24 protein-coding genes are annotated in these 25676 nt (G+C 70.2%); 11 read left to right on the forward strand and 13 right to left on the reverse strand.

Annotated features, from left to right (window positions below; translation table 11 throughout):
• The first annotated feature begins 18 nt into the window (after positions 1-18).
• Positions 19-408: a DUF6177 family protein gene (locus tag OTB19_RS33285; protein WP_267802455.1), complete on the forward strand. Its 390-nt coding sequence runs from the start codon at positions 19-21 to the stop codon at positions 406-408.
• Between the two features lie 742 nt (positions 409-1150).
• On the opposite strand, the gene OTB19_RS33290 is transcribed toward OTB19_RS33285, so the two are convergent.
• The 12 genes from OTB19_RS33290 to OTB19_RS33345 form a co-directional block, all read right to left on the reverse strand.
• Entirely contained in the window at positions 1151-1390 is a 240-nt protein-coding gene (locus OTB19_RS33290; RefSeq protein ID WP_267802427.1) for a hypothetical protein, read from the reverse strand.
• A 13-nt stretch (positions 1391-1403) separates the two neighbouring features.
• Positions 1404-2687 carry a WhiB family transcriptional regulator gene (locus tag OTB19_RS33295; protein ID WP_267802428.1) on the reverse strand — a complete coding sequence of 428 codons (1284 nt, stop codon included), beginning with the start codon at positions 2685-2687 and terminating at the stop codon, positions 1404-1406.
• Between the two features lie 273 nt (positions 2688-2960).
• Positions 2961-3575, reverse strand: coding sequence for a hypothetical protein (locus OTB19_RS33300; RefSeq protein ID WP_267802429.1), 615 nt, complete (start codon positions 3573-3575; stop codon positions 2961-2963).
• Complete coding sequence (locus OTB19_RS33305) at positions 3572-4588, reverse strand: hypothetical protein (protein ID WP_267802430.1); 1017 nt, start codon at positions 4586-4588, stop codon at positions 3572-3574. Before OTB19_RS33305 ends, OTB19_RS33300 begins: the two co-directional genes overlap by 4 nt.
• The gene (locus tag OTB19_RS33310) at positions 4585-5202 is read right to left on the reverse strand and encodes a hypothetical protein (protein ID WP_267802431.1); all 618 of its coding nucleotides are present in this window, start codon (positions 5200-5202) and stop codon (positions 4585-4587) included. The genes OTB19_RS33305 and OTB19_RS33310 overlap by 4 nt, the downstream gene beginning before the upstream one ends.
• Positions 5203-5233: 31 nt before the next feature.
• Positions 5234-5857: a hypothetical protein gene (locus tag OTB19_RS33315; RefSeq protein ID WP_267802432.1), complete on the reverse strand. Its 624-nt coding sequence runs from the start codon at positions 5855-5857 to the stop codon at positions 5234-5236.
• Between the two features lie 12 nt (positions 5858-5869).
• Positions 5870-8185: a hypothetical protein gene (locus tag OTB19_RS33320; protein WP_267802433.1), complete on the reverse strand. Its 2316-nt coding sequence runs from the start codon at positions 8183-8185 to the stop codon at positions 5870-5872.
• 44 nt (positions 8186-8229) lie between these two features.
• Positions 8230-8763 carry a hypothetical protein gene (locus OTB19_RS33325; protein ID WP_267802434.1) on the reverse strand — a complete coding sequence of 178 codons (534 nt, stop codon included), beginning with the start codon at positions 8761-8763 and terminating at the stop codon, positions 8230-8232.
• 50 nt (positions 8764-8813) lie between these two features.
• Entirely contained in the window at positions 8814-11777 is a 2964-nt protein-coding gene (locus OTB19_RS33330; RefSeq protein WP_267802435.1) for an ATP-binding protein, read from the reverse strand.
• Between the two features lie 7 nt (positions 11778-11784).
• Positions 11785-12333: a hypothetical protein gene (locus tag OTB19_RS33335; protein WP_267802436.1), complete on the reverse strand. Its 549-nt coding sequence runs from the start codon at positions 12331-12333 to the stop codon at positions 11785-11787.
• Positions 12334-12414: 81 nt separating this feature from the next.
• Complete coding sequence (locus tag OTB19_RS33340; protein ID WP_267802437.1) at positions 12415-12684, reverse strand: hypothetical protein; 270 nt, start codon at positions 12682-12684, stop codon at positions 12415-12417.
• Positions 12685-12747: 63 nt separating this feature from the next.
• Complete coding sequence (locus OTB19_RS33345) at positions 12748-14499, reverse strand: conjugal transfer protein (RefSeq protein WP_267802438.1); 1752 nt, start codon at positions 14497-14499, stop codon at positions 12748-12750.
• 269 nt (positions 14500-14768) lie between these two features.
• On the opposite strand from OTB19_RS33345, the gene OTB19_RS33350 reads away from it, so the two are divergent.
• The 9 genes from OTB19_RS33350 (at position 14769) to OTB19_RS33390 (ending at position 23910) form a co-directional block, all read left to right on the forward strand.
• Complete coding sequence (locus OTB19_RS33350) at positions 14769-15203, forward strand: hypothetical protein (protein WP_267802439.1); 435 nt, start codon at positions 14769-14771, stop codon at positions 15201-15203.
• A gap of 48 nt (positions 15204-15251) precedes the next feature.
• Positions 15252-15875 carry a hypothetical protein gene (locus tag OTB19_RS33355; protein ID WP_267802440.1) on the forward strand — a complete coding sequence of 208 codons (624 nt, stop codon included), beginning with the start codon at positions 15252-15254 and terminating at the stop codon, positions 15873-15875.
• Entirely contained in the window at positions 15872-16891 is a 1020-nt protein-coding gene (locus OTB19_RS33360; protein WP_267802441.1) for a hypothetical protein, read from the forward strand. Before OTB19_RS33355 ends, OTB19_RS33360 begins: the two co-directional genes overlap by 4 nt.
• Before the next feature lie 61 nt (positions 16892-16952).
• The gene (locus OTB19_RS33365) at positions 16953-17573 is read left to right on the forward strand and encodes a hypothetical protein (RefSeq protein ID WP_267802442.1); all 621 of its coding nucleotides are present in this window, start codon (positions 16953-16955) and stop codon (positions 17571-17573) included.
• Entirely contained in the window at positions 17570-18619 is a 1050-nt protein-coding gene (locus OTB19_RS33370; RefSeq protein ID WP_267802443.1) for a hypothetical protein, read from the forward strand. The genes OTB19_RS33365 and OTB19_RS33370 overlap by 4 nt, the downstream gene beginning before the upstream one ends.
• Positions 18620-18703: 84 nt before the next feature.
• A complete protein-coding gene (locus OTB19_RS33375) occupies positions 18704-19105 on the forward strand; it encodes a DUF4913 domain-containing protein (protein WP_267802445.1) in 402 nt (133 codons plus the stop codon).
• Positions 19106-19296: 191 nt separating this feature from the next.
• Entirely contained in the window at positions 19297-19989 is a 693-nt protein-coding gene (locus tag OTB19_RS33380; RefSeq protein WP_267802446.1) for a hypothetical protein, read from the forward strand.
• A gap of 6 nt (positions 19990-19995) precedes the next feature.
• Complete coding sequence (locus tag OTB19_RS33385) at positions 19996-22092, forward strand: peptidoglycan DD-metalloendopeptidase family protein (RefSeq protein WP_267802448.1); 2097 nt, start codon at positions 19996-19998, stop codon at positions 22090-22092.
• Positions 22093-22173: 81 nt separating this feature from the next.
• Positions 22174-23910 carry a type IV secretory system conjugative DNA transfer family protein gene (locus tag OTB19_RS33390; protein ID WP_267802450.1) on the forward strand — a complete coding sequence of 579 codons (1737 nt, stop codon included), beginning with the start codon at positions 22174-22176 and terminating at the stop codon, positions 23908-23910.
• 156 nt (positions 23911-24066) lie between these two features.
• On the opposite strand, the gene OTB19_RS33395 is transcribed toward OTB19_RS33390, so the two are convergent.
• The gene (locus OTB19_RS33395) at positions 24067-24522 is read right to left on the reverse strand and encodes an Lrp/AsnC family transcriptional regulator (protein WP_053676242.1); all 456 of its coding nucleotides are present in this window, start codon (positions 24520-24522) and stop codon (positions 24067-24069) included.
• A 123-nt stretch (positions 24523-24645) separates the two neighbouring features.
• Here OTB19_RS33395 and OTB19_RS33400 point away from each other — a divergent pair, with 123 nt between their 5' ends.
• The gene (locus OTB19_RS33400; protein WP_267802451.1) at positions 24646-25647 is read left to right on the forward strand and encodes an asparaginase; all 1002 of its coding nucleotides are present in this window, start codon (positions 24646-24648) and stop codon (positions 25645-25647) included.
• Positions 25648-25676 lie beyond the last annotated feature (29 nt).

A 25676-nucleotide genomic window follows, 5' to 3' on the forward strand; every position in this document is an offset into this window, starting at 1 on the left:
CACTTACGAGGTGCCCTCTTGCTCGGGTCTGATGGAAGCGTAGAAACTCCCATCATCCCAGGTCAGCGGGCACCTCTTCTGATTTCTCCATCCACAGCCCGACCACTACGCGGTGGATCCAGGCTGAACGCCCCGCCGCACTTCGAGCGCCCACCGCTGCCGTACGCCTTCGTGCTGGGGCCCGCGGAGGTCCGGGAGGCAGGGCGCGACACCGCGAGCAGGACGCCGCTGAAGGAACGCCCGCTGCAACTGGGCCCGAACGCCAGGCCAGGCTTCTACTACCCGCTCGGCGACGGCGAGACCGCCGAGAGCTGGACCGCCCTCGAACAACTCGTACGTCATCTGCGCGGAGCGCCACCCGGCTTACCTCGCCGTTTCGGTTGGGGCGGTCCAGACGGTGGCCAGTAACGCGAAAGTGCCTTCTGATCTGCGATGTCGTCCGGCATCGTTCTGAGCTGGGACGATGAACCCTGTCGAGGGGTTCTGTCGGTCCAGACGGAAGGCACTTTCTGCGTGCAGGGTCTCGGTTGGCGCGCCAAGCTCCATCTCTCCGCTGACGGTGTGGGGGTGGTGGGCCATGCCAGGGCATGATTGCTGGCGGATCTTGCCGATGCCACCGGGCTGACCACCGCGTTGGCACAGCTGGCGGCACGCTGTCCCGCCGAGACGCACGCTGACGCTGGTGACGCTCGTGTGACGCACGGCCCCCGGGAGAGCAGGGGAAGAATTGCTCTGACCTGCGGGTTTGTCACCTACCCCAAGTGTCCACACCTTCCCGATGACCCACCACGTGGAGTGTGTGGCGATCCTGGAGCCGGTGCGCGACGACGCGTGAGCCGGGGGTCGGGGCGGTGCGGCCGTGTGGTGGGGCGTCACAGGCGATGTCTTGACGCGCACGGGACGGCCGTGACGCTCGCTCGACTCACGATCCGTCAGGTGCGTCAGACGCGCCTGGCCGCCGGCTCCCTGATGGAGTACGTGGTGCCGGGCGTCTCGCCTCCGGGCGCCCGCGACGCGGGGGTTTTCGACGGATCGAAGCAGGTCGTGGCGGGCGTCTCCGCCCGGAGGCGCTCCTGCCCCTCGTCGCCACCGGCGGGGCCCCGGCCGGGATGCGCCCGGGGCAGACCGGACTGTCGGCGGCGAGCGGCGCTCAGTCCATCGCTTCGGTGGTTCCGTCCGGGTGGATCAGGAGGCGGATCGCGCCGCCGTAGCGGTCGTCGCTGATCGCCGCCTGGGCCGGACCGCCCATTTGCTGGGCGCGCTGGTGGAGGATCCCGATGACGACCTCCTGGATGTCGACGAAGGGCGGGGCGGTCACGGGGACGCCGTCGATGAGGGCCGCACTGTGGGAGAAGACGCGGACTTCGGCGGGCGGGTGCGCGGAATGCATGGCGCGGTTCCCTTCAGGAGGTCACGGCGAATGTGCCGGAGGACGGAGAGGCCACGGCGTACATGCCGCGGGACACGCGCAGGAGGCGCCCGGACTTGGCCATGGCGGACAGGGCGTTGCTGACCGACTTCGCGGGGTCCTGGTAGGACCCCGCGGGCAGCGCGAGCAGGACGTCCCGGCCGGTGAAGGGTCCCGGGAGGGACGTCACCGCCTGCTCCACGGCCTGCCGCAGACTCGGCGTGCTGCCCGGGGCGGGCGGTGACACGCTCCCTGAAGCATTGTTCGGTACGGACCGCAGTGGCGTGTCGCGCCGTGTGCCGCCCTGGGGCCAGGCCGGGACCTGGGGCAGTGGGGCGTCGGCGGCGTACTGCTCGATGTGGGCGCCGAGTTCACACAGCGCGGTGTGCACGGCGGCCACTCCCGGCACGCGCGGGGTGTTGCCGTCCGCGGTGTCGCCGTCCGGGGCGGCACTCAACGCCGCTGTGAGCACCTCGATGCGACGAATCGATTCAGCAAGCCGGTGCAGCAGGGGCTCGAATATGTCCTGGCGCAGCGCGCTCAGCGGGTCGCGGGTCGCGAGCTCGACACTCACCGATCCGGTGAGTCCGCTGCCGGCCGTGCGGTACGCGACTTCGTCCCCCGACGCCGTGTGCCATGCGTCGAGGCACCGCCGCGTCTCCCGCAGGGCATCGAGGAGTTGGGGCCTGAGCCCTGCGGTGGGCACACGGGCAAGCATCGCCGCGACCTGCTCGGTGACGTCGAGTGTGGGCAGCATGGAGACCACGAGCGGGCCGAGCACGGCCCTCTGTATGGCGCGCGCCGGGTCGTCGAGCGAGAAAGTGATACGTTCGCCTGCCGGGGCCGCCATCGATACCTCGTGTGTGTTGACTCGGGTGACTCGCTGTTGACCGACGTGCGGCAGTCCACTTGCCGCGACGCGGTGTGCCTCGTCCGTCCGTGTGTCGGACCCTGGGCCCGCACGCGTACCCGTTGCCGAGGATCCGGCCGGCGCCAGAGTGGGCCGGCTCGCCCAGTACTCCCGGAGCGCGTCGAACGCGTCGAGGACGACGGCGACTTCCACGGGGCGGCCTCCGCCGTCCGGCAGGGGAGCCAGCCGCCCCTGCGCGTCACCGATTCCGATCTTGCGGCGGATCCAGCGCCGATCCTGCGGGGTGGTGGCACCCGCGTAGCCGCCGGGGTCCGACCGGGCGACGGAGTTGCGCAGGCACTCCGCCCAGAGGGGGCAGGAGGAGCAGAGCTGCCGGGCCGCGTGGATGAGGGCCTGGCGCCTCCGCATCTGGAGCGGAGGGCCCGTCACGTTGGCGGGTGGGTTCGTGAGCAGCGGCTGACCGAAGATGTCCGGCCGTCGCTGGCATGGCAGAAGGGTGGCGGAGCCGACCGCCTGGACGGATGCAGGCGGCGTTCTGTGAGCTGTCGTGACCATAAAAAGATTCCCCCGAAGCGATCATGACTTACGGGGACTTTAGGTCAGGCGAGTTGGCCACGGCAAAGTTGTCTCAGGCGGAGTCCTGTGCTTGAACAGCACGGGAGGTGATGGTTCATCAGTCAACTAGCTCTCTGTGGTGGCCGTCGGTACGGCGCGTCGCGTGAAACGCCGCTTCACCCACCCCGTGCGACGCCGCACTGAGGCGATACCGCCTCCGCGAGCCGCCAGCACCAGGATCAGTCCGATGAATCCGAGGGGGACGGCGAGGGCCGGAAGAACCGTTCCCACCCCGGAAGTCACGAGGAGGACCAGGTCGGCGAAGACCACGGTGACGCCGCGGCGGCCGGGGTGGTCCTTGACCATCCAGGCCCCGAGGAGAGCCATCGCGGCGAGGGCCCAGTATCCGAACACGGCCTGCCCGCTGAGCAGTCCGCCCGCTTGACCCCGGGCGATCTCGGCCACAGACGCGAAGTAGCCGGTAACCGCGGCGGTGACGAGCGTCGAGGCGAGCGCGAGCAGCAACTGCCCGCGGCGGCGCATCAGCCACAGCAGCGCGGAGAGGACCAGCAGCCCGCACACCGTGATGAACGAGGACATGCTGGTCGAGGCGAGCGCGAAGACGGTGTAGGCACCGGCGAGCCCGAAGACGATCCGGCGCAGCAGCCGCACGGCCCACGCGTCGTCGCGCTCCTGGCGCAGGAAGCGACGGATGCTGTCGGGGGAGGGGCGGGGGGTCATGCGGGACCGTCCATTCCTGTGGCGAGAGGGCGGGGTGCGAGGGCGGGATCGGCCACGGGGCCGGCGCGGGAGACCGAGGTGGGGGTCACGGCCCGGGTGGTCTTGAGCGGCTGCTTGAAGCCCACCTGCCAGAGCGGGGTGCGCACGCTCTTGGGCGGGGCCTGTAGCTCAGGCGCCTTGGTCGCCTCGGCCTCGGCCTGACCCGGGGCGAAGGCCTCCGAGATCCCGTCGATCTGCGCCTTGCGCACCTCGGGGGCCTCGGCCGCGAAGCCGTGGGGGTCGATGTAGCGGGGGACCGTCGGGTCGTTGAACTGGGCGACGGCACGCACAGCGTCTGTTCCGGCCTCGGCGCGGGTCACCTCCGGCCACTTCTGATCGGGCTCGTAGGCGAAGTGGATGTTGTGCAGCCCGACGTTCGGGTTGTTGCAGAGTGCGCCCAGCTCCTGCTGGTGGAGGATCGACCGGGTGTTGGCGTCCTGCCCGAACACGACGACCCGGCCTTCGGCCAGCCCGGCGTACGTTTCGGAGATCTTGCCCCAGGTGGCCTTGGCGTAGCCCTCCTCGAAGCCCGCTGCCTCGCCACCGAGGGCTTCGATGACCTCGTCTTCCCAGAGGAACATGTCGTCGAGTTCACGACCGCCTTGAGTGGTTTCCAACGTCTGTGCGGCACCGGGACGGGTCCTGTTCCGCTCGGTCGCCCACTCTTCCGCGATGAAGCGCTGGGACAGGAATGGCTCACTCCAGTCGTTCAGCGGCGCTTCCGGGTGCTTGAGGCCGTACGACCAGAAGGCACTGATCGGCTTCGTCCCGTCGGGCGGGGTGAGCTTCGCCTTGTCCGTGGCCAGGCCGTCGATGTAGGCCTTCGGCGTCACCTGGGCTGCCCTGGCAGCTGCCTTGATGCGCCGCGCCACGGCCTTCGGGTCGCGTCTGGCCTCCTGGGTGGCTTCCTCCCGGGCGTTCGCGCGGCGCAGGGCGCCTCGCTCGATGTACTTGGGTATCGGCTCCGGGCTCACGGTCGTCCGACCTCCAGGGGCCGGGGATAGACCCTCAGCTTCATGTTGACCACTCCGGGGTCGGACCCGTCAGCAGTACCCAGGGCGGGCGTGACGCGCAGACTGACGAGGGCGCCCGGAGCTTCGGCCTCCCAGTAGGCAAGGTGGTAGGGGTCCTTCTCCTCAAGGCGGTCCTGCTCCTTGGGGATCGCGTACTCACCGACCCCTGCCGGGAAGGAGCTGGAGTCCCAAGCTCCTTCCCAGACCGGCTCGCCCAAGACCGAGGACACGGCGTCGCGGTAGAGCGGCCAGACCCGGTCGGCCTCGGCCAGTACCTGCGGGTTGCCTTCCGCGCTGTCGGCCGACGCGCCCCAGACCCAGTGGGAGAGGCTTTGTACGGGTGCCCAGCTGCCGCCCTGGGCGTGGAGGGTCATCCTGCCGCCGGTGTCGGTCAGCACGTTGAGGACGTACTCGAACTGGGTGGGTGTCCAGCCGAACTGGGCGCACCACATGTCCAGGCCCTGGCCGGACAGGGGCGGGCCGTTCCAGATGGTCTCCCAGTGGATGTCGGCCAGCCCGCGCAGCTCGGTGATCAGTTCCTGCGGGGTCCGGTTCACCGGCGGGATGAAGGACATGTGGCTGTCTCTCTTTCTCGGGTCTCGTACGTCACAGTCGCCAGCCGGGGCCACCGATCGGATGGGGGTCGGCCGGGCCGTGGAAGGCGAGATCGATCGTGCCACCTCCCGAAACCCGGCCCGTACGGCAGTGCAGGTCGAGCACGATCACCGGGGCGAGCGGGTTGGAGTATCTCCACTGGGCGAGCCGGTACGGGGCCCGGCGCTCCAGCCGCTCCTCGGCGTCACCCCACCGGCCGGGAGCGGGCGGCGCCGGGAAGTCGGGGCTGTCCCAGGCGCCCTCCCAGCCAGGGGGGCCCAACGCGGTGGTCACCTGGGCGAGGTGGGCCGCGTACCGGTCGAGGGCGACCGCCGTGACGTCCGTGCCCTCGGACGTCGAGTCCGCCCTGACCCGCCAGGCGGTGAACGACGCGCCGGTCACGGGCGCGCCGGGAACACCGGAGGACGTCAGGTGCAGCCGACCGGACCGCTGCGTACGCACCCACAGGCCCGACTGGAGCCACAGCGGTTGCCAGCCGAAGCGCGCGCACCACTCGGCGCGCTCGGAATCGCCCTCGGGGATGCCGGCCCATACGGCGCGCCAGTCCACGCTCAGGAGCGCGCCCAGTTCGGCGGCGAGCTCCTGCGGCGGGTGGTCGGTGATGACACTGGCCATGTTCAGGGCTTCCTAGCGGGATATCCGGCCACCGCCGTCGCGCGGCGGCGGCGGCTGGTGCGGCGGGGTCGGCGTCGGAGGGGCCGGCCGCTGCGGGGGGCGCGGGTCGGCCGGACGCAGCGGGGGCCCGTCGACGATGTTGACCCGGCCGGTCGGGCGCGGGGTCGGCTGCGGTGCCGGCGCCGGTGCCGGCTGGGGCGCCGGTGCGGGCTGGGGTGCGGCTGCGGGCTGGGGCGCGGGAGGCGGTCCCTGCTGCGGTACGGGCGCGTTGGAGGCGCTGACCCGCCCGCTGCGGCGACGGGGCGGCGGCTCGGCGGCGGGTTCCTTTTCGGACTGTCCCTTCTGCTTCTGCTGCAAGTCCGCGTACTGGTCCTTCTGGAGCTCCGCTCCCATCTGGGCAGCCTTGCGCTGCCCGCGCTTGGTGTTGCTCGGAGCGATCCAGCCGCCCTTCTGCAACCTTCCGCCGAGCGCGACCTTGTCCATGCCGCGGCCTACGTTCCCGGCACCTCTCCCCGCGACCCGTCCCGCCGCCCTTGCCGTACCGGAGGCGGCGTTGCCCGCGAGGCGCTGACCCTGCGCGCCGATCTTGCTGGACAGCGAATTGGCCATGTCGCCCACGCCCAGCGCGTCCTCCGCGCCTGCGATCTTGGGGCTGTAGCTGCCCGAGAGCAGCTTCTTCAGCATCATGACGACCGCCACGGTCACCAACAGCAGCATCAGCAGCTGCATGCCCAAAGAGATCTTCGCGGGCAGAATCATCTGGTAGAGCACGAGCAGCACGCTGAGGATGATGCCGAAGCCCGCCCGCAGCACGAAGCTGTGGATGAACGTCTCCAACCACCCCTTGAGCAGCTTCTGCTGGGACGGATGGATGCCCAGGGTGGCCACCAACGGCAACAGGATGATCATGATCAGGGTCACGGCGTGCCACAGCAGGGTGAGCGCACTGAGGACGATCACCATCAGTCCGACGATCAACGCCGCTATCAAGGAGTAGAAGGCGAGCCCGACGCGTGCACCGGCACCGTGTCCGGCCCATTCGTTGAAGGCAACCGGGTAGATCGCCCTATCCGAGGCATGGCCCGGATAGCCCTCGCCCTTGCCGCCCGCCATGTCTATGCGGATGGGCATCCACTCATCGGTTTCCTTGTCGATGTCCTTTTTCTTGCCATCTCTGGGGAACGCGTCCATGTTGGTCGTGGACTGCGACACCGCTTGCCTGACCCGGACGTCCTCGCAGCGCGCGCCCTTGCCGTAGTTGCACTCGGCCGCGGTGTTCTTCGGCGTGCACACGCCCTCCTTGATCTCGCCGGCGCCGTTCTTGAAGATGCAGTTGGTGCCGTGTTCGCCGAACTGGCCCAGGGCCCATGGCCGGAACGCCAGCGTGTCGTACATCGCACAGCTGGATATGCGAAGACCGCGATTGTGGTCCACCTCCGGGGACAGATCGCAGGGGGACTGCATCTGGTCCGTGGCGCCCGAGAGAACAGCCTCGGTAAGCATCGAGTTGAAGTTGCCGATCCCCGTGTCCGCCTCGGTGATGACCTTGTCGTAGTTGCCGCCGGTCAGGAGTACGACCACGGCGACCGTCGTCAAGGACGCCCAGCCCACGCCCGACCAGGCCTCACGCATTTCGTTCTTGCGCCACTTCGTGAAGACCCACAGACCGGTCAGCGTGATCATGACCGGTACGGCAGGAATGAAGACGTTCTTCTTCAGAGTCTCCACTACGCTGTCGCGGCCGTCGTAGAGACCGCTGAGCGGACTCGGGTTGGAGGCCAGCTCTTTGATCGAGATGGCTGTACGCGTCAAGATCTTGGTGCCGTTGAACACCATGTTGGCCACGCCGTTGTTGACGAGGTCCATGATCGAGCAATGGTCGGCACCGCTGCCCCTCGTGCCATTGGTGTCGGACGCGTTGCCCCGGCCCCTGAAGGTCATGGACCAGTTCAGGCCCCGCATGGCGTTGAGCTCGTAGAAGGTGTACTTCTGGGGGGCCTCTGGCATCCTGACCGCGCCGGTGACCATGCCCGTCGTGTCGTTGAGGTTCTTGGCGCGTTTGGCCTTGTCTTCCCATTGGTTGACGGCAGGGATGATCGATTCACCGCTGGCACCCGGGCTGTCTTCGGTGTAGCTGTCATTCCCGGTGAAACTGCAGGCGAAGTCCTCGGCGTTGGCCGTTCCGGGCACCGCGAACGACAGGGCCAACACCGCGAGAATGACGAACGCACCGGCCCGGACGGCTCGGCCCGCGCCCCGCACCCGATCGAGTGGAGACGAGATCTGGCGGGTGGACCCACGCGTCTTGGCGCTACGGCGCACGAACATCGGCTTCCTTCGGGAGTTCCTCGGCAGGGTTGGGATGTCGGTGACTACGAACGGGCGTAGTCGGTCAGGATGCAGCCCTCGGCTGATCCCTTGTGCTGCGCGTAGCCGCTCGGGATCTCGTAGCCCCCCTTGCAGACCAGGAGGAGCATCTTGGCGTTCATGAGTGCCTGGACGGTCGTGTCTCCCTCCGGCACGACTGCGAAGTTCTTGCCGACCAGCGCCTCGTACTTCTTGCCGGCGTTGTTCGCGGCCTGGAACTTCGCCATGTCGGAGATCGCCAGCAGGGTGATCGTCTGGTGGGAGCCGTCGTCACAGACCGCGCGCTCCTTGATGGCCCACGCCGGGTCGGCGGCTTCCTTCTCCAGCAGGCCCGATCCCTCATCGTCGGAAGGCCGGAGGTTATTGCACTGCGCGTGCTGGTTGACGAACTTCTCGATGGAAGCCATGTCGCCCGCCGCCGGCAGCCCGAGGTCGCCCGTTGATCCGCCGCCGCCGGCGTCCCCGTCCCCACCACAACCGGTCAGGGAGGCGAGCGCTATGAGAGCGGCTCCGGCCATGAGGGTCCTGGACAAGCGCATGGTGTCTCCTTCGGTACGGCTTGCGGAACGGGTCTCGGAGTTCTGTGGCGTCACGTCGTGGAGGCGGCGGCCGCGTCGCCCGCCTCCTGCATGAAGGTCCAGTCCCACACGCTGAGCGGCGGGTCGATGCCCTGCCGGGCCGGGCGGGTCGTGCCGTTGGTGTCCGTGGCGGCCAGGATCTCCTTGAAGACCAGGTCCACGGCGACCGTGCCGACCCGCTTGTCGACGTCTCGTTGCAGGCAGACACCGGTACGGAGCTCCTGGAGGGCCGAGACGACCTTGGCGTCGTTCTCGGGGCGGCCCAGCAGCGGCGCCACCAACGAGGCCTCCTGTGCGGACTTCTGCTTGAACGCGAACACGGTGTGGATCTGGTTGGCGCCACCGCTGCGGGCCTCGGAGTCCTCGATCTGGACGAGGTCGATGGCCTGCTGGGTGATCAGGACGGTGACCGCCAGGTACGAGCGGCCCTGCTTGAGGGCGCGCCGCATCAGGTCGCGGCCGCTCTCGGTCGCGGTGACGACGTACGCCTCGTCGACGAACAGCGCCTTGGGGCGCAGGCCGATCTCGCCCGTCACCGGGTTCTTCTCGTAGCCGACGTCGAGCATCTGGCTGCCGAGCTCCACGACGGCCATCAGCGCGGTCGCGGCCAGGCGCTCGGCCGGGTTCCAGTTGCGCGGGTCGGAGGAGGACGGCGACTGGAAACCGCGCAGGGTGATGACGGTGCGGCGCTTGCGCATGGCGGACAGGGTCTGCGGGCGCTCGGCGAAGGCCAGTCGCGCGTACGGCAGCGTACGCAGCTCGGTGAGGAGCATCTGGGCGAGCTTGAGCTCCTTGACCGCTTCGCGGTCATTGGTGGACACCGCGTGGTCGTAGGCGTTCACGACCTCGTCGACGACCTGCCACAGCGTCGGCCGCGGCACCTGCTGCTCGGCCTCCCGGGCGGTCAGCCCCTGCTCGGTGGCCTGCCGCATCGCGGAGTTGTACCAGCCGACGACGGTGGCCATGCCCTCGATGACGGGCAGGCGCACGCGCTGGTAGTCCTCGTCGCCGAGGAACCCGCGGAGCATCGACTCGGCGAGCAGCCGGCCCGAGGGGACGTCACGGGCGACGACCCACGGGTCGAGCACGCCGGCCTGGCCCTTGAGGAGGTCGACGACCTCGGTCTCCGCCCAGAACTCCGGGTTGACCGGCTGGAAGCGACTGTGCTCCGTGCCGAGGAGGCCCGCATCGGCGTCGTGCGCGAACTCGGGGTCGTTCACCTGGGAGCCGAAGGCCAGGTAGTAGCAGAGCTGGGCGAAGTCGGTCTTGGGGTCGATGACCAGGCAGCGCACGCCCGACTCCGACTCCTCGTAGAACTTCTGCAACGCGAGCGAGGACTTGCCGCCGCCGGACGCGCCGACGATGGCGAGGCCACCGCCGTCGTTGCGGGCCGGGCCCACGTGCAGCGAGTAGTGGACGGGCATCTTGCCGGCCCAGCCGACGAGGTTGCCCACCCATCCGAGCTGCTTGCCCGACCGGTGCTCGGGGTTGTCGCCGAGTTCGGTGCCCGCGGTGGGCAGCCCGGCGCCGAGCTGCTCGACCTCCTGGAGGCGCAGGTACGGCGCGACGGGAAGCTTCGGCGCGTCGCCCGGCAGCTGGGACTGCAGGAGTCGCCACTGCTGGCGGGTCGGCCGCAGCAGGGTCACCTTCAGGTCCTGCTTGAACTGCATCTCCAGGATGCGGCGTCGCCGCTCCAGCTCGGTGAGGTCGGGCGCGGAGATGGTGAAGCGGATCTGCGCCTCCATGCCCGGCATCTTGTGCTCCTCGACGTCGTCGAGGAGGTGCTGGGCGCGCGTGACCTGGTTGGCGAGCTGGGTGCCGGGAGAACGACCGGAGTTGGCCATGTCGTTCATCTCGTCGACCAGGTTGCCGCTGATCTTCTTCGCCCGGTCCTTGAACTTCAGGTACGGGATGAGGGTGAACCGCATGTCGATCTCGACCGGGAAGTCGACGTGCTGCGACGCGTAGCGGGCCCAGGCGGTGGACTGCCGGAAGCGGGTCTCGGTCGGCCAACTGGCGGCCACCAGCGTCGTCGTGTAGCTGGTGTGCTGCTCGCCGGTGACCTCGTCGTACTGGTTCAGCACGATGTGCGTCTTGTGGTTCTCGCCGGAGAAGTCGACGACCAGGTCGAACTGGTCCGGTCCCCAGGAGCGCGAGCCGAGCACCGGCTCCGGCGGCACGGCCAGGTCGCCGTGGAGGGGCTTGCGGATGAGCCAGACGAGCTCCTCGCGGGTCAGCGGCACACCGTTCAGGCCTTCGAGGCTCTCGTGGACCTCGCGCGCGACCTGCGTCCACTGGGCCAACAGGCCCGGCGACAGGTACTCGTCGTAGACGCCGGTGGCGGTCGCGGTCGCCTTGTCGGCGGTGTCGCGCAGGGCAGCCGTCAGCCCCGGGTCCTCGACGGGATCGTCGCCGCCCGGCAGCACTCCGGTGCCGTTCGAGCCGCGCTTGAGCGAACCCAGCTTGACCAGCAGGATGTTGCGCTCGCGGGTTGCCCCGATGCGCTCCTGGTACTCCGCCTTGCGGAGGTTGTACGCCTTGTAGTTCTCGGTCGGGTCCCAGGCCACCGTGTTGAGCCGGTCGGCCCACTCCACGGCCGTGATCGGCCGGTACACCTTGCGGTAGTGGCACTCGACGTTGCGGTCGCCGCGGGCGAGGTTGAGCAGGCCGCGGGCGGGGCCCTCGGCCATCGCCTGGAGCTCGCCGGCGTTGAGGTACTCGTCGATGGAGGTGGGCAGCACGAGCCCGGTCCACACCGATTCGCCGTGGACGAAGACCATGTCGTCGGCGTACCGGTAGGGCAGCCGCATGTCTTCGCGGCGCTTGGACTGGCCCGGCTGTTTCCGGGAGCCGCCCGCGTTCCGCGTACCGCCGGAGCCCTGGCCTTCCCTGGCCTTCTTGGAGCCGGTGGAGGCGATGAGCATGGCGATCACGAAGAAGGCGACCGCCCCGCCCAGAAGGATCATCATGATCATGAGGGATTCATCCTGCGGTCTCGGAGTGTGCGGATACGGGGTGGCTCGGGAACGGCTGCGCGGACCGCGCCTGGCCCGCGAACGAGGAACCGTGCCGCGCCGCCGCGGCCAGCGCCTCCTCGTACTGGCGCTGCCAGCGCGGCGAACCCGGCTGCCAGAGGATCACCTGCCAGCGCATTTCCTCGGGCTCCCGGTCGGCGGCCATCCCCTGCAGCCGCTTGGGCTGGAACCAGAAGTCGGCCCAGACCACGACCTGTTGGCTGAGAGTGAGTGCGGAGGGCAGCGGCCGCCCCCACACGAAGTAGACGCCGACCGGCGGTCCGATGTAGAGCACCGACGTCACCACCGAGATGCCCAGGAAGGGCAGGAAGGCGGAGAGCGAGAGCAGCGTCACCAGCCAGACGATGGCGAAGCCGAAGGCCGCACCCAGAGCGGGCAGCAGCAGACCGGGAAGCGGGATGTTGCCCCAGTTCCAGATGCGCTTGGGCCGGTTGAGCAGGTCCGTGTGGTCGTAGGCGACCATCGGCTCGGGTGCGTCGGACGTGTTCTGCGCCATCAGCCGGTCCCCCTCTCTGACGTGGTTGCGGGCCGCGGGTCACCGGTGCGGGCCGGAGGGATGTACCGGCCGCTCCCGGGCTCAGCTCTTGGCGCCGCCGCCGCCGATCTGGCTGCCGAGGTCGATGAGCAGGCCGGCGAGGCCGGTCGCGCCACCGATGATCAGAGCGGCCAGCGCGATCATGCCGAAGCCCTGGAAGGCCTCGCGCATGCCGTCGCCGCGCTTCATCGACAGCAGCATTCGGATACCGAGGATCAGCAGGGCGCAGATCGCCACGGTGGTGCCGATGCCCATGAGGATCTTCTGGATCTCGCCGAACATGCCGTTGAGGGTGGTGGCCGCCAGGTACATGGCGTTGTCCTTTCACTGTGGTGCGTGGGAGGAGTGCGTGGGGGGTGCGTCGGGTGGGCGCGGTCAGGGTTTCTTGGGCGCGCCGGAAGCGGAGGGGGCGGGTGCGGTGGGCGCGGTGGGTGCGCCGCCGTCCCCGCCGGCCGGGGGGTTCTCCTCGGGTTCGGACGCGGCGGGCGGAGCCGTCGCACCGGCGTCCGCGCTGCCGCCCGTGGGATCGAGGACGCCACCGCGGATGTCCTTGATGAACCAGCCCTGGGCGGTGTTCACCATCGTCAGGCGGTAGGAGCGCTTCACGGTGGTGGTGGGGGCGGGAGTGCCCTTCGAGGCGGCCGTCACGCCGCCCCAGGTGACGGTCACCCGCGCCTGGACGGTCTGGCCCGGCCCGTAGGCGATGGTGGCGTTCGGTTCGGTGCCGGCCGGGGCCAGTGCCACGACCTCCTGGACCTCGGACGAGACCAGCGCACCGGCCAGGCCGGTGGTCGCCGACTGCGAGGCGTCGGTCGTCGTGAAGCGGGTCAGCCCGGTCGCGTCGGAGGCGGCCCAGGCCTTGAAGAAGCCGGGCAGGACCTGCGCCTTGAGCTGGTCGGAGAGCGTCTGGTCGACGGTCTCGTCGTCCTGCTTCACCACCGGCACGCTGCCGCGCGAAGCGAGCGGCATCTCACCGACGTCGCCCGCGATGCGCAGCCCGGAACCGGTGGCCGGGTCCTTCACGTACACCGGCACGGACAGGGAGGTGACACGGCCGGTCGACAACTTGACCTGGATGCCCAGGTAGCGGCCGTTGGCCCCGTACTCGGGAAGTTCCTCGATGGTCCCGTCCCACTTGGCCTGCCGGACGCTCTGGGTGCCCTGGCCGGTGATGCCGCAGTCGCGGTCCACGCCCGAGGACGTGTAGCGGGTCAGGGCGTCGCGGCGCTTGTCGGCGTTCTGCGGCGAGTACGTCATGCAGAGCGTGACGTACTCCTCCGCGAAGGTCGCGGCGGCCTGCGTCGGGAACTCCGTCAGCCGGTACCGGGCCACCTCCTTGTCGTTCAGGTCGGCGCTCTGCACCGCGACGGACGACTTGCCGATGACCAGGCCGGCGACGCCGCAGGAACCCAGCGCGAAGGCACATGTGGTGATCAACAGTGCGGCGCGGACCGCCACATGTGTACGACGGCCCTGTGCGGGCAGCCGACCACCGGGACGCGGAACGTCGAATCCCGCGTCGGCGGCGGTGCGGGCGGGGGCCTCGGATCGCGACGTGGCGGAAGCGGTGGTGGCCGGGGCGCCGGAAGCGGAGGACGTGGAGGCGGACCGGGCCGGCTCGGACGGGGCGGTGGTGCTGCCGCGCCCCTGCTTGCGCCCCTCGCGCTCCGCCTTCTTCTGCTCGTACGCCGCCTTGCGCACAGCCTTCTTGGCGTCCTGCTCGGCCTTGCGGCGGTCCTTCTTCGACTCGCCCGCGGGCTGGTCCGCGCGCGGCGGCAGGACCGGGACGGCCGCCTCGCCGGGCGGGACGTTGCCGGGCCGGACGGTGCGCACCCAGGCAGCGGCCACCTGCGCGCGGGCGGCGTCCGAGGACTGCTGCTGCGACGCATGGGTGTTGTCCGGGTAGCCGTAGGCAGCGGGCGCCTGCTGCGGGGACTGCGGAGCTTGCTGTCCCTGCTGTCCCTGCTGTCCCTGCTGGGGAGGGGCCTGGTGTCCCTGGGCCTGCGGCGGGTGCTGTGCTCCGGCGGGCCCTACGGGGCCGAAGTGCCCTCGCTGCCCGGAAGGCTGGGCCCCGTCGACCCCGCCAGCAGAGCTGTTGTGGTCCGTCATCGAGTCCGTCTCTCCCACGCGTGTGATCCCCATCCGCCGGCCGACCGGGTGGCGGGCCCCCTGGTGAGGCCAGGTGCGGAACGGCAGTGTGGCAAATGAAGCCGACAACACCTCCCCCCATTTCCCCGTCGGGAAAGAGTGAGGAAAGCCGGGGAAAGAGTGGGGAATCCTCGGATGGGAGTCCCGGGACCCCGGAACGAGCCGGGTCGCCCGGCGCTCCGCCAGAATGAGCGGTCGTGCCCGGGCGACAGGCGCCGAGGCGTCCCCGACCCTACGAAGGACGAGAGTTGAGCGACCAGTACGCCCTCCCCCAGGCGCCCGCCGACGCGGCGCCCGCCCCCGCGACCGAGGCCCGGAACGCCTGGATCGAAGGCTACGAACCCGGCAACCCCTGGCAGTCGAAGCTCTGCCTGAGCACCCCGCACGGCACCGTCTCGTACCCCCTCACCCCGCACACGATGCCCGAGCTGCTGGAGGGCTTGGTCCTGGTGGCCCAGGCCCAGCAGGGGACGGCCGGGATGCCGGAGCCCGACGAGGACGCCGCGGCCGGCGGCCCGGACGACGGCCCCTCCCAGGCATCGAGCCTCCACGACGGCCGCGCCGCCCGCATGACGGGCTGGACGGTGGTACACGACCTGTGGGAACAGGGCGACGCGAGGGTCCGCTTCATCATGGGGGCGGTGGTGGTGGGACTGCTGCTCCTCGGGATCATCCTGTCCTGACCACATGCCACGATGCCCCCACGTATTCAGAGCGAGGAGCTTGAGACGATGCTGACGGAGACATCGGGCCGCACGGCCCGGGACCTTGCCGCCGAGTTGGACGGCCTGCGCGGCGTGGACTGGGCGTCCGTGTGGGCGGGTCCGCCGCAGGGCGGGTCCCCGGAGTTCCGCGAGTGGTGTGGACGCCACGGCTGGGACCCGCAGACGGTCGAGCGCAACCTGGTGGTGCGCACCCGCGGTGGGGGCAGGTGGACGTTCGAAGCGGGTGGCAACTGGGATCCTGTCAGGCGACTGACCCACTGGGCGTGGCACCTCAAGGCCGATGGCGCGTCCGAGAACCCCGGTCTCCTGGCCCGCGCGGCCGAAGAGTGGCCGGAGTTCGTCAGGGCAGCCGAGGACGTGCTGGGTTCGGCGGTCTGGAACGGCCCTTGGGACGCTCCGGACTTCCCGGAGCCGCCGGAGCCGGGATTCTGGGGGGACCGTGCACACCGTCTGGAGACCCGCACCCCCTACCGGCTGGCGTACTGGAAGCCGGTGGGTGACCACCCCGGGCAGGCCTTCATCGTGCTGGTGCAGTCGGTGTCGTTCGCAGCGTGGACCACGGACACTCCCGGCGGCTCACGGATCCGGCTGACCGTGAACGCCCCTGAAGGGTCACGGAGGAGCCTGTGAGACCCGAGGCTCCACCCACCCCGGAAGAGGTGGCCAGGGCGATCGCCTTCGAGCAGGAGCACGCAGAGTCGGAGCCCGCCGACGAGTCCGCCGGACGTCGGCTGGCGGTCCGCCTCTACGAGGACTGCCTGTCGGCTCAACCGGAGCAGGACGGGCCGGAGCAGGACGGGCCGGACCTGATGGGATTCATCAAGCACATATCGGAGCAGGGATCCGTCACCAATGAGGACCGGGGACCCGATCGGGCCTTCTGGTCCTTCAAATCCCAGCCCGAAGGGGCGGACAGGGCAATACCGCACCGATTTCTGGCGCGGGCCTACGGAGAGTCGCGCGGTCTCCAGGTGTTGGAGGACACTCCTGCCGGGAACCGGCTCAACGGCTACTTCCTCGGCAACGAATTCGTGGTGGACGCCCTCGCCCAGCACTTCGACTTCGAGCCCGAGGAACTGGACGCCGCCCACGGTGCCGCCTGGGACACCCTCTCCGACCGGTATGCCGAGGCGGCCGAGGGCCTGGTGATCACGTTCGCCGCCGACATCACCGAGGACTCGGTGCTCGGCAAGACCGAGATGCCGAAGCTGCTCGGCGGTTCCAACGTCGGCAAGGACCGGATCAGGTTCGCGGTCCCGATGCCCCGGCACGAGCACCTGCCCCCGGAAATCGATGCGTTCATCGCGAACGACCCCGTCCGCTGCCAGCTCCTCATGGGTGACTACGACCCCGCGAAGTCCCCCGAGGAGTTCGCCATGAAGCTGGACGCCATCGACGTCCCCGAGGACCAGCGAGAGGCGCACCAGCACGCGGTGGAACGGCTGTCGACCGCCACCAGCTACGAGGAGCTGAACCCGGCGACCCCCGACACGAAGCGGTCGCGGGTGCGCACCAATTCCTTCCTGCCCGGCGTGAACGTCGGCCACAGCATCGTTCCCGCGTCCCGCAGAGGCCCCACCAGCCACGGGGCGATCGAGCCGGCCGCGCCGCACATCGCGCCCAAGCCCGCCGGCATCGAACACTGATTCATCCCGGTCCGCCACGATGCGGACACGCCCCCATGTAGCGAGCAAGGAGTCGAGCAGGATGCTGACCGAGACGACGGGCCGCACCGCCCGAGACCTGTCCGTCGAGCTGGAAGGTCTCCAGGCGGTGGACTGGGCCTCGGTGTGGGCGGGGCCGCCGCAGGGAGGGTCCCCGGAGTTCCGCGCGTGGTGCGGACGCCACGGCTGGGATCCGCAGACCTTCGACCGGCAGCTGGTGGTGCGCGGTCCCGGGGGCGGCCGGCTGACCTTGGAGTCCGGTGGCTACTGGAACCCGGTCGAGAGCGTGTCCCACTACGGGTGGCAGGTGAAGGCCGGCGCGGCGGACGAGAACCCCGCCGTGCTCGCCCTGGCCGCCGAGACCTGGCCCGAGTACGCGGCAGCGGCCGCCGGGGTGCTGGGCGCGCCCGCGTGGGCCGGCTCCTGGGACGCCGAGGACTTCCCGGAGCCCCCCGCGCCCGGCTACTGGCCCGACCGGGAGTTCCGGCTGAAGAGCCGCCGCCCGTACCGGTTCGCGTACTGGCGGGGTGCCGGTGCGGACGCGCCGTACATCCTGCTCGGTCAGTCCGTCGCGTTCCCCACCTGGGCCGCGGACATGCCCGGTGCGTCGGCGATCTCCCTTGAGGTCCGGCCGCCCGTCGACGTCCTGCGAGCCCTTCGATGAGGGACTCGACGCCCCCGACTCCGGACGAGATCAGCCGCGCGATCTCCCTCCAGGAGGCGGACCGCGCGGGCAGACCGCGTACCGAGGCCGAGGCCGAGGCGGTGACCGCGCGCATCTACGCCGACTGGCGGGCGGCCCATGCCGAGGGCCGCGTCACCCCGGACATCGCGTCGTTCATCCGGGACGTCGCCGCGCACCGGTCCGTCACCAACGAGGACCGCGGCGCCACACGCGCCTTCTGGTCGTGGAAGTCCCGGCCCGAGGGCGCGCCCCGGGTCGTGGACCACCGCTTCCTGGCGCAGGCGTGCGGCGAGAGTCGTGCGTACCAGGTGCTGGAGGACAGCCCCGCGGGCCGGCAACTGGACGCGTACCGGCTGTGGGAGCCCCTGGTGAAGGAGTCCCTGGTCAACGACTTCGCCTTGGACGCGGCGGAGGTCGACGGCCTGGCCCCGGAGGTGTGGGCCACCATCTCGGGACGCTACGCCGAGGCGGCCGAAGGGCCGGTCGTCGCCTTCTGCGCCGACATCGGCGCTCACTCGATCCTGGGGAAGGACGAGCTGCCGCGGTTGCTCGCGCACGAGACCGTGGGCAAGGAGAACGTCGGTTTCCCGTTGCCCGCGCCCCGCCACGAGCATCTGCCGCCCGAGGTGGACGCGTTGATGGCCAATGAGTCCCTGCGCTGCCAGGTGCGGATGGAGGACTACGACGTCCAGACCACCGTGCCGAAGGACTTCGCGGCGAAGCTCGGCGCCCTCGACGTACCCGAGAACCTGCGGGAGGCACACGCCTCCGCGCTCTCCCGGCTCTCCTCGGCCCACACCTACGACGAGTTGGCCGCGCCGGCGCCGCCCGAACCGGCGGCCCGGCAGCAACAGCACCAGCAACAGCAACAGCACGTCGTATCCGCCCGAGCCGCTGCCTTCCTGCCCGGTGTCACCATCCGCCCCACGGCCGCGCCACCGAGCCCGCGCGGCCCGTCCACCCACGGTGTGAGCAACCCGGTGGCCGCCGAGGTCGCGCCGAAGGCCGTCGGCATCGGGCACTGAGCGGCTCCCACCGGCTCGAACGGGCACCCCGCACCATCCATGTCACATCACGTCGAACGACCGATCCGCCCGGAGGGCCCACCCATGAGCACGAGCGCCGAGGCGCAACAAGCGTCCGAGGAAGAGGTGGAGTTCTACTTCGCCGACGTCTTCGTCTTCGTCTCCGAATACCTGTCGCAGATGGTGCGGCGCCGTGTGAACGGCTCGACCGCCACCTGGTGTCCGCGCTGGTGGGAGCACCCGGAGGCGGGCGCCCGGCTCTCCGCGCTCTGGCTGGCCTGGGAGCATCTGCGGCACGACCCGGCCCTGGGCATGTCCACCTGGTGGCTCCACCACGCCGATCCGCACCTGCGGGTGCTGATGGACGCGGACATGGGCCCGTTCGCGGCCTGTTCGCCCAAGGACGGCCACACGGCCTACCCCTTCGAACCGCTGCCCGTCGATCCCGACGGCCCCGAGAGCAACCCCGACGCGCCCGCGTCATGAGCAGGACCGGTGAGGGTTCGGGGGGCTCCTTTCACCGATTCTTCGCATGGCCTTCGTGCCCGTACCCCGGCCCGAATCCCTGAGTTTTCCTCGGTCTTTCCTCGTCTTTCCTCGTGAGGAAATGGCCTGCGTCTTCCGCCGTCCCTCCCCCTACCGTGTCCGGGCGACCTGACTGAGGGAGGCCCGGGACGGTGGAGTCACCTGCCGAGAACAAGCGAAGTGCGGCACTTGCCCTGGCGATCCTGGGCGTTCTGCTGATCGTCTCCCTGGTCGTCCTCACCGTTTTCGACGGCGAGGACGACGCGGAGAACCCGCCCGATGGCAAGGCCTCCTCGACGGCCGGACCGGGCAAGGAGGCCGGTACGGCCGGTGGCGGCGGCTCCGACGACGAGGGCGGGCAGACCGGTGCGGGCGGCGTCGACGGCGTCCCGCCGATCGTCACGCCGGAGGAACTGAGCGAGGCCCACCGCGCCATGGCCGCCTACATGACCGGCCTCAGCACGTACCGGTACACCGACCAGAGCGCCGGCTGGGCGAAGCCCCTGCTCGAACTCACGGTGCGGGACGCTCAGATGAAGGCGCTGACCGTTCTGCCCACGGGCAAGGACTGGGCCACCTGCCAGGTCGCTCGATGCACGTCCGCCGGCAAGGCGACCGTGGTCCGCGACGGGATGATCGCCCAGGACCTCGTCAAAGGCGGCGGCAGCCTGGTGTCCAGCGTGGTGTCGGTGACCGCGACCCGTACCGAGGGCGGCAAGCAGACCCGTACGGAGACGAATTCCTGGCTGGTCAGTTCCCGCAAGGAGGCCGGCGCCTGGAAGGTCTCGTCCTTCAACCTGCAGGGTCTGGGCAACGTGGGCGCATCCGACGAAGCGGGGGAGTGAGACTCGATGGTGGCTCCTGCCGTACTGGCGGCCGCGTCCAAGGCAGCCAAGGTGGCCAAGACGGCCAAGATGGCTGCCCAGATGGCCGGAGGTCAGGGCGGTGGCGGTGGCGGCAAGAAGAAGGGCAACGGCAAGATGCTGTTGCTCGTCGGCGCCGGCGGCCTGCTGCCGATCGGTGGCATCGGTTTCATCGCACTCGTCATGATCAGTGCTCTGGTGGGCGGTCTCGGCAGCGGCGCCGCCCAGGCGGCCTGCGGCAACTATGCCGAGAACGCCGCCGGGGGAAGCACCGGCGACCAGGCGGCCACCAACCCGGTCATGCCGGCCGGCAAGATCTACCTGCCCAGTGAGACGGCCCGCAACGAGATACCCCCCCGGATGATCCTGGCCTCGATGCGGGCAGCAGCCCGCTACGAGGGACTGGACTGGACGATGATTGCCGGTCAGATGTACCAGGAGACCAAGTACGGCCAGGACCCGTCCGCCGCCCCCGGGGGCAAGAACAGCGCCGGCTACATGGGCCTGCTCCAGTTCGGCAACGACGCGTGGCACGACTACGGCGCCGACGGCAACAACGACGGCAAGAAGGACCTCTACAACATCGACGACGCGGCATACGCCGCGGCCAACTTCCTGCACGCGATGAAGGTCGAGACGAACCCCTGGAAGGCGCTGCTGAAGTACTCGGGTTCGAACTCCGACAACACCGTCTACCCGCGGGTGGTCCTCACCCAGTCGGCCCGCTACCGGGGCAACCTCACCGGCGAGAAGAACCTCATCGAGGGCTGGTACGCGCACCTGAAGGCGACCGTCGACAAGAACCCCGACTTTCCCACCCTCGGCCGGCAGTCCGACATCCCCGCGCCGGTCGGCAACGGGGCCCAGCCCACCGAGGCCCTGAGCATCAAGGCGACCTCACCGCGATCCTGGTCCACCCCGCCCTACGGCGGTGACACGGGGCAGACGCAAGCCGCCTCCTACGGGGACAACCGGATCGGCCAAGCCCCCCGGAGCGGCGGGATCCAGACCGTGGCGTTCTCCCGCCCCCTGCTCAAGCCCGCCGAGCCGCCGGCCCAGGACGGCAAGAGCTGGCAGTGGCCGTTGAAGGAGGGCACGTACACGCTCGGCACCAAGTACCACCAGAACGGCCCCAGTTGGAGCCTCGGCTACCACACCGGCCTCGACATGCCGGCCGCCGCCGGCACGCCGATCTACGCACCCGCCGACGGCAAGGTCATCAAGGTGAGCAGCGGCGGCTCGTACGGCAACGAGACACACATCGAGCACGCCAACGGCGTCGTCACCCTGTACGCGCACCAGACGAAGGCCATGGTCTCCCAGGGCGCCTCCGTCAAGCGCGGCGACCAGATCGGCACCGTCGGCAACACCGGCAACTCCTTCGGCGCGCACCTGCACTGGGAGGTCCGCCTCCCGGGTGTCGACAACCCCTTCGTTCCCGGCCAGGACAACGGTCCCGGCATGGTCGACCCGCAGGACTGGCTACAGGGCAAGATCTCGGCCCAGCCCGACTACGGCACCGTGCCCGGCGGTGACGGCAGCACGGGCAAGGACGCCGAGTACGCCGCCTGCGCCAAGAACGGCAAGGGCACCGCGGTTGCTCCGGACGGCACCGTGAGCGGTGTGCTTCCGGGAGCCGACGACCCGGTGGTGCGGGCGGCACTGCGCTGGGCGCAGCGCGGCATCGGGCAGCCGTACGTCTGGGGCGCACCGCGGTTGCAGGGCGACAATCCCGTCTCCTTCGACTGTTCCAGCTACACCCAGTGGATCTACTACCAGGCCAGCGGCGGCAAGATCGACATCGGGTCCGTCACTTACGACCAGGAGGACAAGCTCCGGCCGTACAAGGTCGATCTGAGCAAGGCGCAGCCCGGCGACATCATCTTCTTCCGCCCCGGCAGCAGGGGTTCCGAGCACGTGGGCGTCGTGTGGGACCCGGCCGGCAAGAAGATCCTCCACGCCCCCCGCGCGGGCAAGAACGTCGAGTTCAGCACCTGGGACGTGCAGGGCACCGTCACCGGCGTGTACCGGGTGCCGATCCCGCCGGGCACCAATCCCACCGAGGGCGGTGGAGAGCATGCGTAGCGGAGAGGGAAGCCTCCGGGGCGAGCAGGGTCTCTTCGTCTTCCGTGCCACATCTGTTCCAGCGGAAGGAAAGTCCTGACCATGACCGTCCACCAGCAGAAGAAGCCACGCTCCGACGACGACTGGACGATCGAGATCGCCGTGCTCGTCGGCTCGGTCCTGGCCCTGCTCTGCGGTGCCTGGTTCGCCGCCCGCGTCGGCGCGTCCCTCGGCGGGGAACCGGCGCCGCCGGGCAATCCCTTCTCCTTCGCGGTGTCCCTGGTCACGGGTGACTACTCCTGGCCGCACGGCGCGGCGAACGCGGTGGCCGCGGGCGAGGCGGTCCTGATCGCCGGGGCCGCGACCGCGGTGTATCGGATCCGTCAGCGCATGCGCAACAAGCCGGACGTCGACGGCGCCGCCCGCCACCTCGCCCAGGGCGAGGAACTCGGCAAGCTCACCATGAAGGGAGCCGCCGCCACCGCCGAACGCCTGGGCGTGGACAGCAGATCACCCGGCGTTTTCATCGGCCGCTCGCTGCGGGGACGGCAACCGCTGTTCGGGTCCTTCGAGGACATGCACGTCGACATCTGGGGCCCTCGTACCGGCAAGACGACCCGTCGCGCGATCCCCGCGATCCTCGACGCCCCCGGCTCCGTCCTGGTCACCTCCAACAAGCGCGACATCGTCGACGCCACCCGCGGCCCGCGCGAGGCGTGCGGTCAGGTCTGGGTCTTCGACCCGCAGCAGGTCGCGCAGGAGCCGCCCACGTGGTGGTGGAACCCGCTGTCGTACGTGACCGACGTCGCCAAGGCCCGCAAGCTGGCCGACCACTTCGCGTCGGGTTCGCGCGACGCCGATGCCTCCACCGACGCGTTCTTCGACCCGGCCGGACAGGACCTGCTCGCCAACCTGCTGCTCGCCGCGGCCACCGCCAAATCCTCGATCACGCAGATCTACACCTGGCTGGCCAACCCGAAGGACGACACCCCGGAGCGCATCCTGCGCGGTGCGGGACACCTCATGCCCGCCGACTCCCTGGCCGGTGTGATCAGCGCCCCGGACAAGCAGCGCAGCGGCATCTACGGCGTGGCCCAGCAGATGGCGTCATGCCTGGTCAACCCCGAGGTCAACCGGTGGGTGACGCCGAACTCGCACCACGACGACCGTCCGGAGTTCGACCCGCACGAGTTCGTGCGCGGCGACTCCACCCTCTTCTCGCTCTCCCGCGAGGGCAGCGACTCGGCGGGCCCGCTGGTGACCGCCCTGACGGTGGCCGTCGTCGAGGCCGCCGAGGAGTACGCCACCACCCAACGCGGCGGCCGGCTGTCGCGCCCGCTGGTCGGTGTCCTGGACGAGGCGGCGAACGTCTGCCGCTGGCGCGCCCTGCCCGACCTGTATTCGCACTACGGCTCACGCGGCATCATCCTGATGACGATCCTCCAGTCCTGGGCCCAGGGCATCGAAGTATGGGGCGAACGGGGCATGGAGAAGCTCTGGTCGGCCGCGAACGTGCGGGTGTACGGCGGCGGCGTCTCCGATACCCGCTTCCTCGGCGACCTGTCCGAGCTGGCGGGCGAGTACCAGCTGCGCGAGTTCTCCACGACCCGCGAATCGGAGACGGGTGGCTGGTCCGGCAACCGCACCATGAACGAGTCCGTGCGCCACGACCGCGTCCTGAAGGTCTCCGACCTGGGCGCGATGCCCCCCGGTCGGGCACTCGTCCTGGCGTCCGGCATCAAGCCGGTCCTGGTCGAGACGATCCCGTGGTGGGAAGGCCCGTACGCCCGAGCGGTCAAGGCGTCCCTCGGCAGGCACGACCCGGGCGCCCGCGCCTGACGGCGGCGCCGCATTCCCGCGGCACCCGGCGGACGACGACCCGGCGACACCGGGTCGTCGACCGGCCGGAGGGGCTCCCGGCGCGAGGCACCTCTCGCCGGGAGCCGGGCGCCTCTCGCCGGTCAGGGCATGGTCGTGGCTGCCCGGGGCCCGCGGTCACAGGTCCACGGGCAGGCCCGTGTGGTCCTTGATGCGCTTCATGATGATCTGGGAGTTGACCTCGGTGACTCCGGACAGCGCGGTGAGCTGTTCGATCCACAGGCGCTCGTAGGCGCGCAGGTCGGCGACGGCGATGCGCAGCAGGCAGCCCGGGCTGCCGAACAGTCGGTAGGCCTCGATGACGTCGGGGATGTCCTGGAGGGCCGCCTCGAAGGCCTCGACCGCTTCGCGGTCGCGCCGCACCTCGACGGAGACCAGCACCTCGAAGCCGCGGCCCACCGCCTCGGGGTCGATCACCGCGCGGTAGCCCTGGATCACCCCGTCCTGTTCCAGTTGGCGCACCCGGCGCATGCAGGGGGAGGGGGTCAGGCCCACGCGCTGGGCCAGCTCCTGGTTGCTGAGGCGACCGTCCTGCTGAAGCTCGCGCAAGATTTCGCGATCGATGGCGTCCATGACGCAATCATCCACCACCGAATGTCACGCCAGGGCCTCAAGTGGCAATCTCATTGCGCGTAGATCTTACTATCATTGCCTTTATCGGAATTGTGTGCGATCAGGCGTGAGGGAAGGGCGGGCATGGGACGCATCGTCGTCATCAGCACCGGCGGAACGATAGCCAGCCGCTGGCAGGGATCCGGCTTCGCGGCCGACGCCGACGGCAGCGAGGTGATGGCCACCGCCCCGCTCCCCGAGGGGATCACCGTCGAGGTGGTGGACCTGTTCAGCGTCAACAGCCCCCGGCTCACCACCGCCCACCAGCTGACCCTGCTGCGCACGGTCCACGAGGTCCTCGCCGACCCCGACGTCGACGGCATCGTTGTCACCCACGGCACCGACACCCTGGAGGAGTCGGCCTTCCTCGTCGACCTCCACCACCACGACCCGCGCACCGTCGTGTTCACCGGCTCGCAACTGCCCATGGGCTCCGCGGACGGCGACGGACCGGGCAACCTGTACGACGCGCTGCTCACCGCCGCCTCCACCCGCGGGCTCGGCGTCCTGATCACCTTCGCCGGACGGGTGCACGCCGCGCGCGGGACCGTGAAGACCCAGGCCGTGGCCCTGGACGCGTTCGCCGACCCCTCGAAGGTACTGCTCGGGAAGATCGGCTTCGGCAAGGTCACCATGCTGCGCACCCCGCAGCGGCCGACCCCGCTCGCCCTGCCCTCGATGCCGGAACTGCCGCCCCGCGTGGACATGGTGATGCACCACGCCGACGGCGACCCGGTGCTCCTGAACGCCGCCGTCGAGGCGGGCGCGCGCGGCATCGTCCTCGTCGGCACCGGGGCGGGCAACGCCACGCCCGAGATCGTCGACGCGGTACGGGACGCCGTCGAGCGGGGCGTCCTGGTCGCCCTGACCACGCGCGTCGCCGCCGGGCCGGTCACCGAGATCTACACGCACGGCGGGGCGGTCGACCTGGTCGCCGCCGGGGCCGTCCCCTCCGGGACGCTGCGCGCGGGTCAGGTGCGCATCGCCGTGCTGTCCGCGCTGCTCGCGGACGTCGAGCCGGGCGAGCGGGTACGGGTCCTGCGGGACGCCCTGGCCTCCGGCGGGCCGGTGCTGGTCGAGGCCTGACCTCCGCGACCTCCGCGACCTCCGCATGA

This window comes from Streptomyces sp. H27-H5 (genome assembly GCF_026627505.1).
GTDB lineage: Bacteria > Actinomycetota > Actinomycetes > Streptomycetales > Streptomycetaceae > Streptomyces.

Bases quoted from the DNA above. Each gene is read 5' to 3' on its own strand.
- OTB19_RS33300 (WP_267802429.1), bottom strand. From the start codon at position 3,575: ATGACCCCCCGCCCCTCCCCCGACAGCATCCGTCGCTTCCTGCGCCAG.
- OTB19_RS33315 (WP_267802432.1), bottom strand. From the start codon at position 5,857: ATGGCCAGTGTCATCACCGACCACCCGCCGCAGGAGCTCGCCGCCGAA.
- OTB19_RS33375 (WP_267802445.1), top strand. From the start codon at position 18,704: ATGAGCACGAGCGCCGAGGCGCAACAAGCGTCCGAGGAAGAGGTGGAG.
- OTB19_RS33340 (WP_267802437.1), bottom strand. From the start codon at position 12,684: ATGTACCTGGCGGCCACCACCCTCAACGGCATGTTCGGCGAGATCCAG.
- OTB19_RS33390 (WP_267802450.1), top strand. From the start codon at position 22,174: ATGACCGTCCACCAGCAGAAGAAGCCACGCTCCGACGACGACTGGACG.
- OTB19_RS33320 (WP_267802433.1), bottom strand. From the start codon at position 8,185: ATGTTCGTGCGCCGTAGCGCCAAGACGCGTGGGTCCACCCGCCAGATC.
- OTB19_RS33290 (WP_267802427.1), bottom strand. From the start codon at position 1,390: ATGCATTCCGCGCACCCGCCCGCCGAAGTCCGCGTCTTCTCCCACAGT.
- OTB19_RS33395 (WP_053676242.1), bottom strand. From the start codon at position 24,522: ATGGACGCCATCGATCGCGAAATCTTGCGCGAGCTTCAGCAGGACGGT.
- OTB19_RS33325 (WP_267802434.1), bottom strand. From the start codon at position 8,763: ATGCGCTTGTCCAGGACCCTCATGGCCGGAGCCGCTCTCATAGCGCTC.
- OTB19_RS33370 (WP_267802443.1), top strand. From the start codon at position 17,570: ATGAGGGACTCGACGCCCCCGACTCCGGACGAGATCAGCCGCGCGATC.
- OTB19_RS33310 (WP_267802431.1), bottom strand. From the start codon at position 5,202: ATGTCCTTCATCCCGCCGGTGAACCGGACCCCGCAGGAACTGATCACC.
- OTB19_RS33330 (WP_267802435.1), bottom strand. From the start codon at position 11,777: ATGATCATGATGATCCTTCTGGGCGGGGCGGTCGCCTTCTTCGTGATC.
- OTB19_RS33295 (WP_267802428.1), bottom strand. From the start codon at position 2,687: ATGCGGAGGCGCCAGGCCCTCATCCACGCGGCCCGGCAGCTCTGCTCC.
- OTB19_RS33385 (WP_267802448.1), top strand. From the start codon at position 19,996: ATGGTGGCTCCTGCCGTACTGGCGGCCGCGTCCAAGGCAGCCAAGGTG.
- OTB19_RS33365 (WP_267802442.1), top strand. From the start codon at position 16,953: ATGCTGACCGAGACGACGGGCCGCACCGCCCGAGACCTGTCCGTCGAG.
- OTB19_RS33335 (WP_267802436.1), bottom strand. From the start codon at position 12,333: ATGGCGCAGAACACGTCCGACGCACCCGAGCCGATGGTCGCCTACGAC.
- OTB19_RS33400 (WP_267802451.1), top strand. From the start codon at position 24,646: ATGGGACGCATCGTCGTCATCAGCACCGGCGGAACGATAGCCAGCCGC.
- OTB19_RS33355 (WP_267802440.1), top strand. From the start codon at position 15,252: ATGCTGACGGAGACATCGGGCCGCACGGCCCGGGACCTTGCCGCCGAG.